At 70.2% G+C, this 17,468-nt stretch carries 16 protein-coding genes; 9 read left to right on the top strand and 7 right to left on the bottom strand.

All coding sequences use genetic code 11. The annotated features are described in order from the left end of the window. Nucleotides 1-1,371, bottom strand: a 1,371-nt coding sequence (locus HV826_RS20580; protein WP_255217322.1) for a CpaF family protein, incomplete at its 3' end; no start/stop codon positions are given. A gap of 178 nt (nucleotides 1,372-1,549) precedes the next feature. Between HV826_RS20580 and ung the strand changes: the two genes are divergently transcribed. Continuing rightward, nucleotides 1,550-2,227 (top strand): uracil-DNA glycosylase, encoded by a 678-nt coding sequence (gene ung, locus HV826_RS20585; protein ID WP_176418783.1) that lies wholly within the window; start codon nucleotides 1,550-1,552, stop codon nucleotides 2,225-2,227. A gap of 69 nt (nucleotides 2,228-2,296) precedes the next feature. Next, nucleotides 2,297-3,109: an acyl-CoA thioesterase II gene (locus HV826_RS20590; RefSeq protein ID WP_176418734.1), complete on the top strand. Its 813-nt coding sequence runs from the start codon at nucleotides 2,297-2,299 to the stop codon at nucleotides 3,107-3,109. Nucleotides 3,110-3,112: 3 nt separating this feature from the next. Here the strand turns inward: HV826_RS20590 and HV826_RS20595 are convergent, their stop codons facing one another. Then, nucleotides 3,113-3,478 (bottom strand): response regulator, encoded by a 366-nt coding sequence (locus tag HV826_RS20595; protein WP_176418735.1) that lies wholly within the window; start codon nucleotides 3,476-3,478, stop codon nucleotides 3,113-3,115. 74 nt (nucleotides 3,479-3,552) lie between these two features. Continuing rightward, a complete protein-coding gene (locus HV826_RS20600; protein WP_176418736.1) occupies nucleotides 3,553-4,893 on the bottom strand; it encodes a Xaa-Pro peptidase family protein in 1,341 nt (446 codons plus the stop codon). A gap of 167 nt (nucleotides 4,894-5,060) precedes the next feature. Between HV826_RS20600 and HV826_RS20605 the strand changes: the two genes are divergently transcribed. Together HV826_RS20605 and gyrA are read left to right on the top strand one after the other, a co-directional pair. Then, entirely contained in the window at nucleotides 5,061-5,894 is an 834-nt protein-coding gene (locus HV826_RS20605; protein WP_176418737.1) for a M48 family metallopeptidase, read from the top strand. A 168-nt stretch (nucleotides 5,895-6,062) separates the two neighbouring features. Continuing rightward, nucleotides 6,063-8,885, top strand: a complete 2,823-nt coding sequence (gyrA, locus tag HV826_RS20610) for a DNA gyrase subunit A (RefSeq protein ID WP_176418738.1) — start codon at nucleotides 6,063-6,065, stop codon at nucleotides 8,883-8,885. Nucleotides 8,886-8,952: 67 nt separating this feature from the next. Here gyrA and HV826_RS20615 read toward each other — a convergent pair whose 3' ends face one another. From HV826_RS20615 to HV826_RS20625, 3 genes are all read right to left on the bottom strand, one after another. After that, complete coding sequence (locus tag HV826_RS20615; RefSeq protein WP_176418739.1) at nucleotides 8,953-9,333, bottom strand: DUSAM domain-containing protein; 381 nt, start codon at nucleotides 9,331-9,333, stop codon at nucleotides 8,953-8,955. 427 nt (nucleotides 9,334-9,760) lie between these two features. Beyond that, on the bottom strand, nucleotides 9,761-10,597 hold the full coding sequence (locus HV826_RS20620; protein WP_176418740.1) for a PfkB family carbohydrate kinase: 837 nt from the start codon (nucleotides 10,595-10,597) through the stop codon (nucleotides 9,761-9,763). A 10-nt stretch (nucleotides 10,598-10,607) separates the two neighbouring features. After that, entirely contained in the window at nucleotides 10,608-11,225 is a 618-nt protein-coding gene (locus HV826_RS20625) for a nuclear transport factor 2 family protein (protein WP_176418741.1), read from the bottom strand. 145 nt (nucleotides 11,226-11,370) lie between these two features. Here HV826_RS20625 and HV826_RS20630 point away from each other — a divergent pair, with 145 nt between their 5' ends. From HV826_RS20630 to HV826_RS20650, 5 genes are all read left to right on the top strand, one after another. After that, nucleotides 11,371-12,354, top strand: a complete 984-nt coding sequence (locus tag HV826_RS20630) for an iron ABC transporter substrate-binding protein (RefSeq protein ID WP_176418742.1) — start codon at nucleotides 11,371-11,373, stop codon at nucleotides 12,352-12,354. Further along, entirely contained in the window at nucleotides 12,354-13,919 is a 1,566-nt protein-coding gene (locus HV826_RS20635) for an iron ABC transporter permease (protein ID WP_176418743.1), read from the top strand. The genes HV826_RS20630 and HV826_RS20635 overlap by 1 nt, the downstream gene beginning before the upstream one ends. A 48-nt stretch (nucleotides 13,920-13,967) precedes the next feature. Further along, the gene (locus HV826_RS20640) at nucleotides 13,968-15,026 is read left to right on the top strand and encodes an ABC transporter ATP-binding protein (RefSeq protein ID WP_176418744.1); all 1,059 of its coding nucleotides are present in this window, start codon (nucleotides 13,968-13,970) and stop codon (nucleotides 15,024-15,026) included. Between the two features lie 113 nt (nucleotides 15,027-15,139). Then, entirely contained in the window at nucleotides 15,140-15,406 is a 267-nt protein-coding gene (locus tag HV826_RS20645; protein ID WP_176418784.1) for a YkvA family protein, read from the top strand. 95 nt (nucleotides 15,407-15,501) lie between these two features. Beyond that, the gene (locus HV826_RS20650; protein ID WP_176418745.1) at nucleotides 15,502-16,329 is read left to right on the top strand and encodes an SDR family oxidoreductase; all 828 of its coding nucleotides are present in this window, start codon (nucleotides 15,502-15,504) and stop codon (nucleotides 16,327-16,329) included. A gap of 6 nt (nucleotides 16,330-16,335) precedes the next feature. Here HV826_RS20650 and HV826_RS20655 read toward each other — a convergent pair whose 3' ends face one another. After that, on the bottom strand, nucleotides 16,336-17,448 hold the full coding sequence (locus tag HV826_RS20655; protein ID WP_255217324.1) for a hypothetical protein: 1,113 nt from the start codon (nucleotides 17,446-17,448) through the stop codon (nucleotides 16,336-16,338). Nucleotides 17,449-17,468: the final 20 nt, after the last annotated feature.

Below are 17,468 nucleotides of genomic sequence, written 5' to 3' on the forward strand. Positions count from 1 at the left end.
CCCACGGCCGGGCGCGCGCCGGTGGCCAGGTTGGGCGAGGGCGCCCGCGAAGGCGGGGTGAAGGGCGGCGGCCGGCGCGGGCGGCGGAGGTGGCGCTGCGGCGGCCTTGCCGGCCTTCGCGTCGCGGGCGTCCTGCTTGAGGCGCTGCTCGAAGGCGGACCACTCCGTCTTGAAGTGGTCCGGGTCCGGCCTCCCCTGCTCGCGGTGCTTCAGGGACGGGGCCCAGCGCACCGAGTACGCCTCGCCCGCGTGGAAGGTGGGCGGCGGCGGCAGGCCGTAGGTGGCCGGGTCGAAGAAGGCCTCGTCCAGGTCGTTGAAGCCGTACGCGCGCGCCTTGCTGACGAAGTTGGGGATGATGCCGGTGGGCGCGTGGTAGCCCAGGATGTGGTCGTCCTCGTCCTTGGTGACGGGCGTGAAGACGAAGATGTCCTGGGTGCGGTAGTCGCCCTTCTCGTTGAGGGGCAGCACCTCCGACAGGGCAATCGTCTTGCGGCTGCCGTCGTGGAGGCGCTCACAGCAGATGATGAAGTTGATGGCGCTGGCCACCTGGGCGCGCACGGCGACCATGGGCAGGTCCACGCCGGACATGAGGCACAGCGACTCGATGCGGCGCAGCGTGTCCGTGGGCGTGTTGGCGTGCGTGGTGGCCAGCGAGCCGCCGTGGCCGGTGTTCATGGCCTGCATGAGGTGGAAGGCCTCGCCGCCGCGCACCTCACCGACGACGATGCGGTCGGGGCGCAGACGCAGCGCGGAGTGGAGCAAGTCACCCATGTCCACCGCGCCCTTGCCGAACTTGTCGGGGGGCCGGCTCTCGAAGGGCACGACGTGGGACTGGTTGAGCTGGAGCTCGGCCGAGTCCTCGATGGTGAGGATGCGCTCCTCGTCCGGGATGAGCGACGACACGATGTTGAGCAGCGTCGTCTTGCCGGAGCCCGTGCCGCCGGCCACCAGCATGTTGAGCTTGGTGGCGATGCCCGCCTCGATGAGGCGCGCCATCTGCGGCGTGAGTGAGCCGAACTTCATCAAGGATTGGACCGTCAGCTTCTCCTTGAAGAACTTGCGGATGGAGATGGTGGTGCCCTTGCGCGCGATGGGCGGAATCACCACGTGGATGCGGCTGCCATCCGGGAGGCGCGCGTCCAGGCGGGGGCGCTCCTCGTTGAGCATGCGGCCGACGAACTGGGCCATGTTGCGCGCGGCGCCGAGCAGGCCTTCGTCGGTGAACGATGCATCCACTTTCGTGAGCCGGCCCTTGCGCTCAATCCAGATGTCGGTCGGGCCGTTGATCATGATTTCCGACACGGCCTCGTCGTCCATGTAGGGCAGGACGGGCTTGAGGAACGCGCGGAGTGACTCGGTGTACATCGTCATGGCGCCACCCAGGCTAGCGCGCTCTGGCCCCAGGGCCCAAGAACCCGCCCCGCCTGCCTGGCTGCTTTCTGGGGCAGGGGCCGCCCGCAGACGGTTTCCGGCGTGGACAGGTGGAAAGCAGTGGGCCCTCTTGGAGCCCGGTGCTTCAATGCCGCCGCCGCTGGAACGGGAGGCGTTCATGCTCGCGGAAGGGCTGCCGGAAGATTGGAAGCAGGCGCTGCGCGCGGCGCTGGTGTCGCCGTCGTTCCAGGAACTGGAGCGCTTCGTCGAAGCGGAGCGGCGGGAGGCCACCGTCTTCCCGTCGGAGGAGGACCTCTTCTCCGCCTTCCGGCTCACGCCCTATGAAGACGTGCGGGTGCTGCTGCTGGGGCAGGACCCGTACCACGGGCCGGGACAGGCCCACGGGCTGGCGTTCTCGGTGCAGCCCGGGGTGGCGCCGCCGCCGTCGCTGGTGAACATGTTCAAGGAGCTGGAGAGCGACGTGGGCGTGCCCCGCCCGAAGGACGGCTCGCTGATTCCGTGGGCTCGGCAGGGCGTGCTGCTGCTCAACGCGGTGCTGACGGTGCGGCAGGCGAAGCCCAACAGCCATGCGGGGCACGGCTGGGAGGACTTCACGGACGCCGTCATCCGCGCGGTGAGCGCCAAGGATGACGCGGTGGTGTTCCTGCTGTGGGGCCGCTACGCGCAGAAGAAGAAGAAGCTCATCGATGCGAAGCGGCACGTCGTCATCGAGGGCACGCACCCCTCGCCGCTGTCGGCCAGCAATGGCTTCTTCGGCAGCCGTCCCTTCAGCGCCGTGAATGAGGCGCTGGAGTCCCACGGCCGTCCGCCCATCGACTGGCGCCTGCCCGCCTGAAGGGGCGGCGAGCCCGTGTGAAGCTCGGGCCGGACACCTCGGGGCAGCGTTGATACGCTGCGGCGCGACATGACCGCTGCCTTCCTCGCCGCCACCACCCCCGAGCCGCTCTCTCCCAACCGCTACGGCATCCGCTTCACCGCGCCCTGGTATCAGGGCAAGGGCGCCTATGGCGGCATCGTCGCGGGGACGACGCTGCGCGCGCTGGAGCACACCCTGGCGCAGGCCCAGCAGGTGGGGCGCCCCGTGCGCACCCTCACCGCGCACTTCTGCGCGCCGGCGGTGGAGGGCGACGCGGAAATCCAGACGCGCATCGAGCGGACGGGGCGGCTCGTCACCCACGCGACGGCGCGCGTCGAGAGCGCCGCGGGGGTGCTGTGCGTGGCCACCGCCACGTTCGGCGCGTCGCGCGGTGGGGTGACGGAGTACTTCGACGTGAAGCGCCCCGTCGTACCGCCGCCTCACGAGGTGCCCGCGGTGCCGGACGACGTGCCCATGCCCACCTTCTGCAGCTTCTTTGAGTATCGCTTCTGCGTGGGCTCGGCGCCGTACTCCGGCGCGGACGTGGCGGAGACGGGCGGCTGGATTCGTCCCAAGGACACGCTGGTGCTGGACGCGCCGCTGTGCGTGGGGCTGATGGACGCCTATCCGCCGTCGGTGCTCTCACGGGTGGACGGCTTCCACGCGGCGGCGAGCGTGGACTTCACCGTGCACTTCTTCCACGACCTGCCGCGGCCCGGCCTGCGCGAGGACGCCTACTTCCTGCGCACGGGGCGCTCACGGCAGGCGGCGGAGGGCTACTCAGAGGACTTCCAGCAGCTGTGGACCCAGGAGGGCGAGCTGCTGGCCCAGTGCCGCCAGTTGGTGGCGGTGCTGGGGTAGCGCTCAGGCCGCGGACGCGAGCTGCTTCACCAGCAGCCGCACCAGCTCCACGGGCTGGATGGGCTTGGGCAGCAGCTCCGCGCCGTAGCGGATGGCCACGGACACGAGGTCATCCAGGTCCTCGTGTCCGGTGAGGAAGATGAACGGCACCCGGCAGTCCTTCAGCTCACGCATCACCGTGAGCACGTCGGAGCCGTTCATGTCCGGCATGTTGTAGTCGCAGAGGATGGCGGAGACGCTGGACAGGTCCAGGTTGAACGCCTCGGCGGGTGACTGCACCGTCACGACCCCGTAGCCCGCGCTCTGGAGGATGTCCCTCACCACCGAGAGCACGAAGGCGTCGTCGTCAATCACCAGCACGTTCTGCATCGGGGCCATCTCCGCGAGCGGTTCCGCTCATCCTACCTGAGCATGTCCCGGGAGCTTGTCACGTCACACATGTCTCACGGCACGGGGCGGGACGGACCCGGGGAGGGGATGAGGACCAGGTCCTCCTGCGGTGGGATGAGGTACTCCGCGCCCGTCTCGGTGACGACGGCCATCTCCTCCACGGCGATGATGCGCTGGGCGCCCTCGCCGCCGTCCGGCCACGCGAAGAACCCGTCGAAGGCGAAGACCTGCCCGGGCCGGACGATGCGCGCCGCTTGCCCCGCCGCGGGCTTGCCCTGCTGTGCGCCGGAGAGCGCCGGGCCCACGTCATGCGCCCAGTAGCCGACCGGGTGCCCCGTTCCCCACATCACGGGCGCGGAGCCCGCTTCGCGCATCCAGTCGCGCTGGGCCTTGTCCACGTCCCAGCCGCGCACGCCGGGTTTCAGGGTGGCCAATGCAATGCGGCTGCCCTTCTTGCCCTTCTCCCACTTCTCCAGGGCCGCCTTGGGCGGCTGCGTCTCGCCCGGCGCCAGCACGTAGGCGAAGCGCTGGATGTCCGTCACCCACATGCCGCCCACGCGGATTCCGAAGTCCGTCTGGATGAAGTCACCCGTCTGGATGACGCGCTCGGTGGCGTGGGAGTGGCCGCGCGTGGGGCCGCTCTGGACGTTGGGGTTCTGCTCCGGCGCCCAGGCGTCGCCCACGCCCAGCTCCGCCATGCGCTGGCGGAGGAAGCGGGCCACGTCCACGTCGCGCGTCTTGCCCGGCACCACCGCGCGGTAGGCCTCGATTTCCAGCTGGGACGTCAGCGCGGCGGCCTTGCGGAGGATGTCCACCTCCTCGGGCAGCTTCACGGAGAGCCACTCGGAGACGAGGTCCTCGGAGGACACCAGCTTCTTGCGCAGCGCGGGCGTCAGGGCCTTCTCCAGCGCGGCGCGCTGCGTGGCGGACAGGCCATCCGCCACCGTCACCGACGTGGACGAGTTGACGGCGATGCGCTTCGGCTTCGCCGCCGCCAGCCGCGAGGCCACCTGCGCGTAGAGCTTCGTTCCGCGCGGCAGCGCCACCACCTCGTCCAGCGGCGCCACGTCGCGGAGCGCGGTGGCCTCGCCTTCGGGTGACAGGGCCACGCCGCGCACGGCCTCGCCTTGCTTGAGGAACAGGAAGGCGGCGGTGCCTCCGGCGTTCTCACAGCCGACGTGGATGGCCAGCGGGTCGTTGTCGTTCTCCCGGCAGATGACCACCCACGCGTCCACGTTGGCGCGGGCCATGGCCTGGGGCAGCAGCTTCTGGATGCGCTCCTTGCGGATGCGGGGCCAGGCGTCCTGGGACGCGATGGGGTCGGCGGGCGCGGCGCTGGCGATGGGGGCGGCGAGGAGCAGGGCGGGGAGCAGGGCGTGCCGGACGCGAGTCATGCGGGGGAAGGTCCTTTGAGGAAGAGGCCCCATCATCCCCGAGCGCCCGGCGGGAAGGGACTCGCGCGGCGTGAAGTCGTGTGGCGTGCGTGCGAAGAACCGTGCGAAGCCCGCCATCCGTCTGCGCCGTGCAAGCGTTGCCGCCGTGGCTCGTTTAAGGTGTGCCCATGGCCAAGCGCACGTCCCAGAAGCGTCCGTCGAAGGCGAAGAAGCCCTCCGCGTCGAAGGCAGCGGCGAAGGAGGCCGCCGCCCCGAAGAAGGCCGCTGCCCCGAAGAAGGCCGCCGCCCCGAAGAAGGCCGCCGCCCCGAAGAAAACCGCCTCCAGGACTCGCACCGCGCCCCGTCGCGCCAGCGCGCCGGTGTCCGAGCCCGCGGCCGAGGCGCCTCGTCCCCCCGTGCTGGAAGCCGAGCCCGTGCTGGAGGCCGAGCCCACGCCGCGCCGCCCTGGCCCCAAGGCGCTCCCGTCCGGCGAGCCCGCGGGCCGCGTGCTGCCCTTCGAAATCGACCCCAAGCGCATGGAAGAAGGGCTGCGCAAGCTCCAGGGGGAGATGGTCCACTGGGCCAACAAGGGCCGCTACACACGGGTGCGCTTCAAGTTCCGAGGCAAGCAGCTGCTCCCGGACCTGCCGCTGGCCGCCGTGGTGGCCGCGGAGGGGCTCACGTTCTACTGGGGCGGCATCTTGCGCGTGCTCGTCGCGAACGTGGTGGGCGGCAGCGTGTTCCAGGTGGAGCTCGTGAATGACGCGGAGAAGCGCGTCCAGGCGGGCAAGGAGGCCCTGCTGTCGGGCGACGTGGACCAGGCGCTGGTGCTCTTCCGGGAGGCCGTGGCCATGGACCGTGACGCTCCCTCCGCGCACCTCAACGTGGGCGTGGCCTTGAAGCTCAAGGGCGACCGGGAAGGGGCCCTGGCGGCGTTCGAAAAAGCGAAGGCGCGGGACCCGGAAGGACCGGTGGGTGCCGAAGCCGAGCGCCTGGCTGCTCCCTTGCGTCCGCAGGGCTGAAAAAGGCCCGCTCAAGCGTTCAAAAAAGAGTCCCATCCCGGCATCCCGCCGTTCGGGGCGAAAGCCCCTTGTTTCCCCTGTTGACGCTGGGAAATCCAGGGGTTACGAACGCTCACCCACTGGACGGCGGCCCCCATTCGCGGGCCCCTCCGCAGACTTCTAGAGCTCATGGCTGACGACACGACCGACAAGCCGGCACCGCCCTCCGCGCCTCCTCCCCCGGACAGCGCTGGAGAGCTCATTCCCGTCAACATCGAAGACGAGATGCGCCGTTCGTATCTCGACTACTCCATGTCCGTCATCGTGGGGCGCGCGCTGCCCGACGTGCGTGACGGACTCAAGCCCGTGCATCGCCGCGTGCTGTTCGCGATGAATGACCTGGGCAACCTCCACAACCGGGCCTACAAGAAGTCCGCCCGCGTGGTGGGTGACGTCATCGGTAAGTACCACCCGCACGGTGACTCGTCGGTGTACGACGCCATGGTGCGCCTGGCGCAGGAGTGGAGCCTTCGCTACCTGCTGGTGGACGGTCAGGGCAACTTCGGCTCGGTGGACGGCGACTCGCCAGCGGCCATGCGCTACACGGAAGTGCGCATGGAGCGGCTGGCGGAGGACCTGCTGGCGGACATCGACAAGGAGACGGTGGACTTCGGTCCCAACTACGACGACTCGCTGGAAGAGCCGCTCGTCCTCCCGTCGAAGTTCCCCAACCTCCTGGTCAACGGCAGCAGCGGCATCGCGGTGGGCATGACCACCAACATCCCGCCGCACAACATGACCGAGGTCATCACCGGCACGCTGCACCTCATCGACAACCCGGGCTGCACGGTCCGGGACCTGATGGAGTTCATCACCGGTCCGGACTTCCCCACCGGCGCCATCATCACCGGGCGCGAGGGCATCGTCCGAGCCTACGAGACGGGCCGCGGCCAGGTCACCATCCGGGCGCGCTCGGACATCGAGACCTCCAAGAAGGGGGACCGCGAGGCCCTCATCTTCACGGAGATTCCGTACCAGGTGAACAAGGCGCGGCTCATCGAGAAGATCGCCGAGCTGGTGCGCGAGAAGAAGCTGGAGGGCATCAGCGACATCCGCGACGAGAGCGACCGCCAGGGCATGCGCATCGTCATCGAGCTCAAGCGCGATGCGATTGCGCAGGTGGTGCTCAACAACCTGTACGCGATGACGTCGCTGGAGACGACCTTCGGCGCGGTGATGCTGGCCATCGACGGAGGCCAGCCGCGCACGCTCAACCTGAAGGAGATGCTGGACCGGTTCATCGCGCACCGCCGCGACGTGGTGACGCGCCGCACGCGCTACGAGCTGCGCAAGGCGCTGGCGCGCATGCACATCGTCGAAGGTCTGCTCGTCGCGCAGGACCTCATCGACCTGGTGGTCAGCCTCATCCGCGCGTCCAAGGACCCGGACGAGGCGCGCTGGGGCCTGATGCACATCCTGTCGCCCGCGCTGTACGAGCACGAGCGCTTCGTCAACCTCCAGCGCATCGACTACGACAAGGCGAAGGCGCAGATGGAGCTGCTCGTCTCCCGCGCGCGCAACGAGGAGCCCAGCTACGGGGGGCTCGCGCACAAGTACGAGGGCGCGGGCTTCAGCGAGGGCCAGGCGCAGAACATCCTGGAGATGCGCCTGCAGCGGCTCACCGGCCTGCAGCGCGAGGAGCTGTTCCGCGAGCTGATTGGCCTGGTGCGCGACATCGCGCGGCTGCGGGACATCCTGGCCAACGAGAGCAGCCTGCTCAACGTCATCAAGACGGAGCTCGTGGAGATTCGCGAGCGCTACGGCGACAAGCGCCGCACGGAAATCACCGGCGCCGTGGATGAGATGACCCGCGAGGACCTCATCGCCGAAGAGACGATGGTCGTCACGCTGTCGCACACGGGCTACGTGAAGCGCTCGCCGCTGACCGAGTACCGGGCGCAGAAGCGCGGTGGGCGTGGGAAGACGGGCGCGGCGACGAAGGAAGACGACTTCGTCAGCAAGCTGTTCGTGGCCAGCACGCACGCGTTCCTGATGCCGATTACCACGAAGGGCAAGCTGTACTCGCTGAAGGTGCACCAGATTCCGCAGGCCAGCCGCACGTCGCGCGGCAAGGCCATGGTGAACCTGGTGCAGTTCGGCGAGGGCGAGCGGCTGGCGCAGGTGCTGGTGACGCGGGACTTCCCGGAGAACCGCTACGTCTTCTTCGTGACGAAGCGGGGCGTGGTGAAGCGCACGGACCTGAGCGCGTTCGAGAACGTCCGCTCCAGCGGCATCATCGCGCTGGGCATCGACGACGGGGACGAGCTGGTGGCGGTGATGATCACCGACGGCAGCAAGGACATCCTGCTGTCGACGGCGTCGGGCATGAGCATCCGCTTCCCGGAGACGGAGGTCCGCTCCATGGGCCGCCAGGCCTACGGCGTGAAGGGAATCACGCTGGAGGACGGCGACCAGGTGGTGGGCGCCGACATGGTGGAGACGGACACGGCCATCCTCACGGTGACGGAGAACGGCTACGGCAAGCGGACGCAGGAGACCGAGTACCGGCAGCAGGGCCGTGGCGGCAAGGGCATCATCGACATCAAGACCACCGAGCGGAACGGCAAGGTGGTGGGTCTGCTCCAGGTGAAGGAGTCGGACGAGGTGATGATCGTCACCAACGGCGGCATGCTCATCCGCATGCGGGTGAAGGAGATCTCCGTCATCGGCCGCAACACGCAGGGCGTGCGGCTGATTGCGTTGGAGAACGAGCAGGAGAAGGTCATGGCCATCTCCAAGCTGCCCGAGAGCGATGAGACGGAGGAGAACGGCGAGGCGGTGACTCCCGTGGAGAGCGTGGACGCCACGGGTGAGGCCGCGGCTCCGGTGGAGGCCACGGGTGAGGCTGCGGCTCCGGTGGAGGCCACGGCTCCGGTGGAGGCCGCTTCCGAGCCGACCCCGGCGCCCGAGGAGGGTGGTACCCCGGGTGACGAGGAGCCCACTCAGGGCTGAGTCGTCCGTTGAATTGCCGGAAGGCTGACTGACGGGGACGCGGCGGAAGTCGCGTCCCCGTTGTCATTCAAGGCGCATCATCCAGCAGGTTGAGCTGACCTTGCGCAACGGCGCGGTAATGCGGGACCACCTCGGCGGCCAACACGTCCCGCATTTCCTGGCGGGCACTGTCGAGGTCACCCGCGCGCTTGTGTTGATACATCCGGTGAAGCGCATTCACCATCCGGCTGGAGCCTTCGCTGATGCGACGCGAGCACTCATGGAGGAGCTCCAGGGCGCTCGTGTCCGACGCAAGTGCCGCAGTCGCCTCGGCTTGGCTGATGCCCACTTCGCGAGCCGTTCGCGCCAGGAGTCCCCGCACTTCGATGGTGAGCATCAGGGGCTCTCCATCGCGCAGCACCCGGCGAGCAAGGGCGCGAATTGGATCCCAATCGAGTTCTTCAGCCATGCGCTATTTTCCCACGGGATAGCATTTGTCGCCGGGCCATTCGTGCTGGCCCTCGCAGAGTTGAAAGCAGGAGTAACAGGAGCCCTTCCAGCCATCCTGTTTGCAGTCGCCATAGGCACGAATGCACGTTCGCTTCCATTCGGGGAGGGCTGCATTATGCGAGTCATCCCACTCGACGGGTGTGGTGTCCGTGGCGATTTGGACGCCGGTCATGAGCACAGCGGCCTCGGCAGCGGAAAGCCCACATGCTTCGGGCATGCCGGGGAATCGCTGGAGGCAGCACGATACGGAATCGGAGCAGGAAGCCAGTGCGTACGGTTCGCCTCGTCTCCCGGTGGAGTGCGCGCCACTGGAACATCCCAGGGCAAGGCTTACGAGCACACATCCCAAAGGCGTGGCAGTGTTCTTGATTTTCATTGAATACTGCTCAGCGCAGTTCCGCAGGAAGCCGGCTGACATCCAACTTCGGCACACCGACCTGCGTCACCGCCTGCGCGCCAAACCAGTTCGCCAGCGCGGCGCAGCGATCAAACGGCAGTCCTCGCAGCAGCCCCAGCGTGAAGCCCGCGAGGAAGCAGTCCCCCGCGCCCGTGGCATCCACTTCCTCCACCGCCACCGTGGGCACGTCGATGCGCGCCTCCGCCGTGAGCACCGTGCAGCCCCGCGCCCCGCGCGTCACCACCAGGCACGTCCGTTGACGCACCCGCTCGATGTCCATCGCCCGGGCTTCCTCCTCGCTGGCCTTCAGCACCCGGAGCCGCTCCAGCAGCCCCGCGAAGGGCGTGTCCTCCAGGCGGAGGTTGAGCACCCGTCCGTCGTCATCGAAGGCCCGAAGCAACCCCTGCGCATCCGCCAGCACATGCCGCGCCCGCTCGGAGGCGCGGAGCAGTGTCTCCGGCAGCACCTCACCCGCCACCCCGCACGCCAGCGCCACGCGCGCGTCCACGGTGATGTCCGTGGGGAGAATCGGCTCCGCCTTCGCGCTGACGCGAAGGGTCCGCGCCTCCCCCTCGAAGTCCGCGATGAACTGCGTGGTGCGCGTTCCTGGCACGATGCGCGGCGGATACCGGACCGCGTCGCTGTAGCGGAAGTCCTCGCCAGCCACCGCGGCCACCGCGTACTCCAGCCCCATCGCCTCCAGGACGGACGCGATGTACGCCGCCGACCCGCCGAGCGCATGTGTCTGCCGCCCGGGGCCATGCCGGAGCAGGTCGTGGCAGTAGCTCCCCATCACCAGCACATCGCGCAGGGACGCGTCACCCATGACGCGCGTTCTACTTCCGGGTGAAGTCCTTCGGCACGGGAACCCCCGCGGCTTTGTCGTCCGTCCAGGCGATGTTGAGAATCCACCAGCGCTTCCCATCGAAGACGAGCTGCAAGCTGTTGACGCCCGTGGCCATCACCGGCCCGTCCGCGGCTTCACGCGTCTCATACGCGCTCAGCACCTGGACCAGGTCGCCATAACCAGACACCTGCCGGCGCGTCTCCTTCTCGAAGAACCCCCGCTTGTCGAAGGCCACCGAGGCGGAGGTGGCGTAGTCCTCCGGCGTGAAGGGCGTGGCCGCGGGCCCCTTGCCGTCCTTGGGCCGGCGGATGGGAATCATCTGCGCGCCCGGGTGGAAGAGGGCGCGGAAGCGCTTCCAGTCGCGCGCCTGTCCCGCCGGGCCGCTGATGACGTCGTAGAGCGCGGCGATGAGGGAGTCGATGGAGCGCACGTCCTCTGGGCGAGGCGCGGGGCCGAGCTGGAGCGCGCTCCGGGTTCGCTCGGCGGCGTCCTTCATCGGGTTGGGCGTGGAGATGGGAGGCTTCGGAGACGCAGGCGCCTGCGCGAGGGCGGAGGGCGCGGCGAGCAGAGCGGCAGCGGCACAGGCGGCGACGAGCGGGCGCGGCATGGTGTCTCCACGGTGGCGGGAGGTTGCGGCCCACGAGGCTACTCCGGGCCGCGAGGCAACGCTGTCGTCACCTGCGTCGCGCTTCACCGGACGCCCGCGCGCAATCGGTGGAAGCGGGGGAGGCCGTCCGTTAGGGTGCCGGCCCATGGTACGACTCCTCCTGGCCTCCCTGGTCCTGACCCTGGCCTCCCCCGCGCTCGCGGCGGAGACGCTCACCATCTACTCCGGGCGCAACGAGAAGCTCGTGGGCCCGCTCCTCAAGAAGTTCACCGCGAAGACGGGCGTCGAGGTGAAGGTGCGCTACGGCGAGACGCCGCAGCTCGCCGCCACGTTGCTGGAGGAGGGCGCGAAGACGCCGGCCGACGTGTTCTTCGCGCAGGACGCGGGGGCGCTCGGCGCGCTGGCGAAGGCGGGCCAACTGCAGCCGCTGCCCAAGCAGACGCTGGACAAGGTGGATGCGCGCTTCCGGTCGCCGGACGGCGTGTGGGTGGGCACCAGCGGCCGGGCGCGCGTGGTGGCCTACAACACGAAGAAGGTGAAGGCGGACACGCTGCCCAAGGGCATCCTCGGCTTCACGGACGCGAAGTGGAAGGGCCGCCTGGGCTGGGCGCCCACCAACGCCTCGTTCCAGGCCTTCGTCACCGCGCTGCGCCTGCTCAAGGGCGACGAGGCCGCGACGCAGTGGCTCAAGGGCATCCAGGCCAACGCGCCGCGCGTCTACAAGAACAACTCCGCCATCATCGAGGCGCTGGGGCGCGGTGAAATCGACGCGGGCTTCGTGAACCACTACTACCTGTTCTCCGCGAAGAAGAACAAAGCGGACCTGCCCGTGGCCAACTACTTCGTCGCGGCGGGGGACCCGGGCGCGCTGGTGAACGTGGCGGGCGTGGCCATCCTCAAGGGCTCGAAGAACACGGACGCGGCGAAGAAGCTGGCCGCGTACCTGCTGGACACGGAGGCGCAGGCGTACTTCGCGCAGGAGACGTCCGAGTTCCCCCTGGTGCCGGGCGCGAAGCTGGCCGAAGGCCTGCCCCCGCTCGACAAGGTGGGCTCGCCCGACCTGGACCTGTCCAGGCTGGATGACCTGCGCGGCACCGTGAAGCTGCTCCAGGACACCGGCGTCCTCTGATGCGCCGTCGTGCCCCGGTGGGGTTGTGGGTGGCCGGCGTGGCCATGGCCGCGCTGGCGCTGGTGCCCGCGGTGTACCTGGGCGTGCGCGCCGTGGAAGCGGACGCGGACGCCTGGGGCCTGCTGCTGCGGGACAGGACGTGGGGCCTGCTGGGCCGCACGTTGGGGCTCGCGGCGGCGGTGACGGGCTGCGCGGCGCTGCTGTCGCTGCCGCTGGCCTGGCTCACCGCGCGCACGGACCTGCCGGGGCGCCGGCTGTGGACGGTGTTGCTGTGTGTGCCATTGGCGGTGCCAACCTTTGTCAGCGGCTACGTGCTGCTGGCGGCGTTCGGCGTGGGCGGCGCGCTGGAAGAACCCCTGACGCGCTGGGGCCTCCCGGTGCCGCCCGTGTATGGCTTTCCCGGAGCGCTGCTGGCGCTGACGGTGTCGACGTATCCGTACTTCTTCCTCGCGCTGCGCGCCGGGTTGCAGTCCCAGGACCCCGCATGGCTGGAGGGGGCGAGGAGCCTGGGGCTCACGCCTGCTCGGGCCTTCTTTCGCATCACCGTGCCCCTGCTGCGCCCGGCCTTCGCGTCTGGCGCGCTGCTGGTGGGCCTGTACGTCCTCTCCGACTTCGGCGCGGTGGCGCTGCTGCAGTACGACGCCTTCTCGCGCGCCATCTATGTGCAGTACGAGGGCGCGTATGACCGCAGCTACGCGGCGCTGCTCGGGCTGGCGCTGGTGTCCGTGACGGTGGGCGTGCTGGCCCTGGAGCTGTGGCTGCGCGGCCGTGCGAGCTATCACCGCAGCGCGAAGGGCGCCGCGCGGGCCTCCTCGCTCGTCCTCCTGGGCCGCTGGCGCGTGCCGGCGCTGCTCCTGTGCGGCGCGGTGGTGGCGGTGGGCGTGGGGCTGCCGGTGGGCGTGCTCGTCTACTGGGGCGTGCGGGGGCTGTCGGTGGAGTCCGGGCCGATGATGGGGCCCGCATGGAACTCGGTGAGCGCCTCCATGCTGGGCGCGGTGGCGGCGGTGGTGGGCGCGTTGCCGCTGGCCTTCCTCGCGGTGCGCTACCCGAGCCGCCTCACGGTGGCGCTGGAGCGCGTGTCCTACGCGGGCTATGCGCTGCCGCCCATCGTGCTGGCGCTGTCGCTCGTCTTCCTGGGCGTGCAGGCGGTGCCCTTCCTCTACGGCACCCTGGTCATGCTGGTGCTGGCCTACGTGGTGCGCTTCCTGCCGCAGGCGGTGGGCGTGGTGCGGGCGTCGTTGCTCCAGCTCAACCCGCACCTGCCGGAGGCCGCGGCGTCGCTGGGCCAGCCTCCGTCCGGCGTGCTGCGCCGGGTGACGGCGCCGCTGCTGCGGCCCGGGCTGCTGGCGGGCGCGGCGCTCGTCTTCCTCACGGCGATGAAGGAGCTCCCGGCCACGTTGCTGCTGGCCCCCATCGGCTTCGAGACGCTCGCCACGCGCGTCTGGGGCGCCACGGCCGAGGGCCGCTTCGCCGAGGCCGCGCTGCCGGCGCTGGTGCTGATGGCCGTCTCCACGCTGGGTGTGGGGCTGCTGGTGTCGCAAGAGGGCAGCTCGTCTCCGGGTTGAGCCAAAGCGCCCGTGCCCGCGGGAACGCGGTAGGGTGCGCCGCGCGCCATGCCTCTGCTTTCGCTCGACGACGTCACCCTTCGTTATGCCTCCAGCGGTACCGCCGCGGTGGACGGCCTGTCCCTGGCGGTGGAGCCCGGCGAGGTGCTGGCGCTGCTGGGCCCGTCGGGGTGTGGCAAGACGACGACGCTGCGGCTGGTCGCGGGCTTCGAGCGCCCCAGCAGCGGCGCCGTCACGCTGGAGGGCCGCACCCTGGCCGGCTCCGGCGCCTTCGTTCCGCCCGAGCAGCGCAGCGTGGGCATGGTGTTCCAGGACTACGCGCTCTTCCCGCACCTGTCCGTGGTGGAGAACGTGGCCTTTGGCCTCACCGCGATGCCGCGCCAGGAGGCCCGTGCTCGCGCGAGCAACATGCTGAAGCTCTTCGGCCTGGAGGGCTTCGAGTCGCGCATGCCGCACGCGCTCTCGGGTGGGCAGCAGCAGCGCGTGGCGCTGGCCCGGGCGCTGGCTCCCGGTCCCCGGGTGCTGCTGCTGGACGAGCCCTTCTCCAGCCTGGACAGCGCGCTGCGGGCCTCCACGCGGATGGAAGTGCGGCGGGCGCTGAAGTCGCTGGGGGCCACGGTGATGCTCGTCACGCATGACCAGCAGGAGGCCATGGCCTTCGCGGACCGGCTGGCGGTGATGCGGGCGGGCAAGGTGGAGCAGGTGGGCACGCCGGAGGCCGTCTATGCCACGCCGCGCACGGCCTTCGTGGCGTACTTCCTGGGCGGCACCAACCTGCTGCCGGGCGTGGGCTTTGGCAATGGCGCCCGGACGCTGCTCGGCATCCTCCCGGTGACGGGCGCACCGGCGAAGGGCAACGTGCTGCTGTCGCTGCGGCCCGAGGCGATGCGACTGGTGCCGGACACGGATGGCGTCGCGCTGGGCGGCGCGCTGCGAGCGGAGGTCCTGACGCGCGAGTTCCAGGGCCCCGCCGCCGAGTTCACCGTGGCCTGCAACGGCCTGGAGCTCACCGTGCGCGGCGCGCCGGACCTGCCGCTGCGCGCGGGCGACCGGGCGCGGCTGGAGGTGGTGGGCCGGGCGATGGTGCTGGAGGACACTCCGGACTGAGCCCGGCTGTCCTCCGGGCGGCCGGACGACGTACGCTGGGTATGGGCTGGGGCCGCAATCACCCGGGCCCCTCGTGCGTAGAGGTAGGTATGAACATCGCAGGCCTTCGTGGAATGGGGAGCCGTTTCTTCCGGTACGTGCGCGACCCGCACGTAGCGCTCTGGCGGAAGCTCGCCGGGGTGATGGCGGTGGTCTACTTCCTGTCGCCCGTGGACGCGCTGCCGGACGTGATTCCGGTGCTCGGCTGGTTGGATGACCTGGGCGTGTTGTCCGCCGCCGCCTTCTTCATGGTGCGCGAGGTGCAGCGCCACCAGGTGGCCGTCGCGGGAGAGGATGCGCAGCCGGGTGTCGCCGCCGCGGCGCGCAGCAAGACTGTCTAGGTCGCCGGGCACCCCGTGACGCGGGGTGAGAGTCCCTTGTCGGGCCCCGGGCACCCGTGGTTTGTGCGCCAGGAAGACTGCCGCACGGAGCCTGGATGTCCGGTTCGCAAGGAAGGGTCGTTCTCATCACCGGTGCCTCGTCCGGCATCGGCAAGGCGTGCGCGGAGCTGCTGAGCGCGCGTGGCCACACCGTCTACGGCACCAGCCGCCGCCCCGTGGAGGCCGCGCCGCCGGGCTACCGGATGCTGGAGCTGGACGTCACCCAGGATGACTCGGTGCAGCGGGCCGTGGAGACGGTGCTGTCGCGTGAGGGCCGCATCGACGTGGTGGTGAACAACGCGGGCCACGCGCTCGCGGGCGCCGCCGAGGACACCTCCATCGAGGAGGCGCGCGCGCAGTTGGACGTCAACTTCCTGGGCGCGCTGCGCGTGTGCAAGGCGGTGCTGCCGTCGATGCGCGAGCGGCGCTCCGGCCGCATCATCCAGGTCAGCTCCCTGGGCGGGCAGGTGGGGTTGCCCTTCCAGTCGCTCTACAGCGCCAGCAAGTTCGCCCTGGAGGGCTTCACCGAGGCGCTGCGCCAGGAGGTGGCGGAGTTCGGCATCGAGGCGACGCTGGTGCAGCCCGGAGACGTGCGGACGCGCATCACCCAGAACCGCGTGTGTGTCGCGAAGGCGGGCGCGGGCTCCGCGTACCAGGAGCGCTTCGAGGCCGTGCTGAAGGCCATCGAGTCTGGCGAACGCGAGGGACTGGCCGCCGAGGACGTGGCGAAGAAGGTGCTGGAGGTGATGGAGCGCGGTGCCCCTCGCGTGCGCTACCCGGTGGCCCAACTGGCGCAGCGGGTAGCGGTGGTGGCGAAGGCCGTGCTGCCCTCGCGCACCTTCGAGCAGATGCTCATGTCCATCTACGGCCTGCGCCGTCGCTGAGCGCGGCTAGAACCGGCCCACCATGGACACGCCCGTGCCCCCGCGCGACGTGGTGAGCGGCGCCAGCGTCACCTGGGGCGCGTCCGGGAGGTCGAAGTTCCGGGTGAGGTACGTGGTGAGGGCCAGGCCGCCCAGCACGCCAATGCCGCTGCCCAGGAGGATGGCGTCTCCCGCGTCATCGCCCGCGGTGAGGTAGACGGCGCTCGCGCCCACCATCCCGCCGAGGATGCCGCCCGCGTCGATGAGGAGCATGCGGCCCCGGGACACCGGCACGTACTTCGACAGGATGGCCATCGACAGGATGCCCGCGGCGGTGGCGCCCAGCTCGGCGGCGAAGAAGCCCCGCGTGTCATTGCTGTCCGAAGTCGCCAGGAACAGCGCCGTCACCACGCCGGCCCAGAGGCCGCCCGAGTTGGCCAGGGACACCTGCCCCGACGTGGGGCTCACCAGGTGCGCCAGCAAGACGCCCACGCCGGTGAAGCCCGCCCCGCCGAGGATGGTGGCGCCCAGCGCGTTGTCCCCCTCCAAATCAAAGGCGAGCAGCGTCGCGACGCCGAACCAGAAGCCCCACACGGTGCCGGAGTTGATGACGGCGGCCTGCCCATCCGTCACGCCGCCCCGGGTGAGCAGCCACGAACTGGCGGCGCCCGCTCCGGCGCCCAGCAGTGACACCGCGGCGTAACCCTGGCCGCTGCAATCACCGATGGCGCACAGGAGCACCCCTTGGGCCGCGCCGTGCAGCGTCTGCACCACGACGAGCGAGGCACGCGCGGCGCTGGAGCGAGGCGCTCGCCCCACCTCGCTCGCGGCGGCGGTGGCCAGTCGACCTCCGGGCGCGAGCCGGGTCCGGGAGAGCCGGGCCAGCTCGGTGGCATGGGGGTGCCGCGGACAGGCCGCGAGCACCCGCTCGAACAGCGCTAGCGCCTTCGCGTCGTCGCCGCGCACGAGCGCGTCGAAGCCCGCCGAGTAATCCGCCTCCGAGCCGGGCGTACAGGCCTCGGGCGTGGACACCAGGGGCGGCGAGGTGACCGTCTCCGGTGCGGTGGCCTCGGGCGAGGGCAGAGCCTCCGGGGACTGAGCGGCGAGCGTGGCGAGCAGGAGGAGCGTGGCGAGCGTCATGTCGCCCGGCACTGTATGCC

The organism is Myxococcus sp. AM010 (assembly GCF_013372585.1).
GTDB classification, from domain to species: domain Bacteria; phylum Myxococcota; class Myxococcia; order Myxococcales; family Myxococcaceae; genus Myxococcus; species Myxococcus vastator.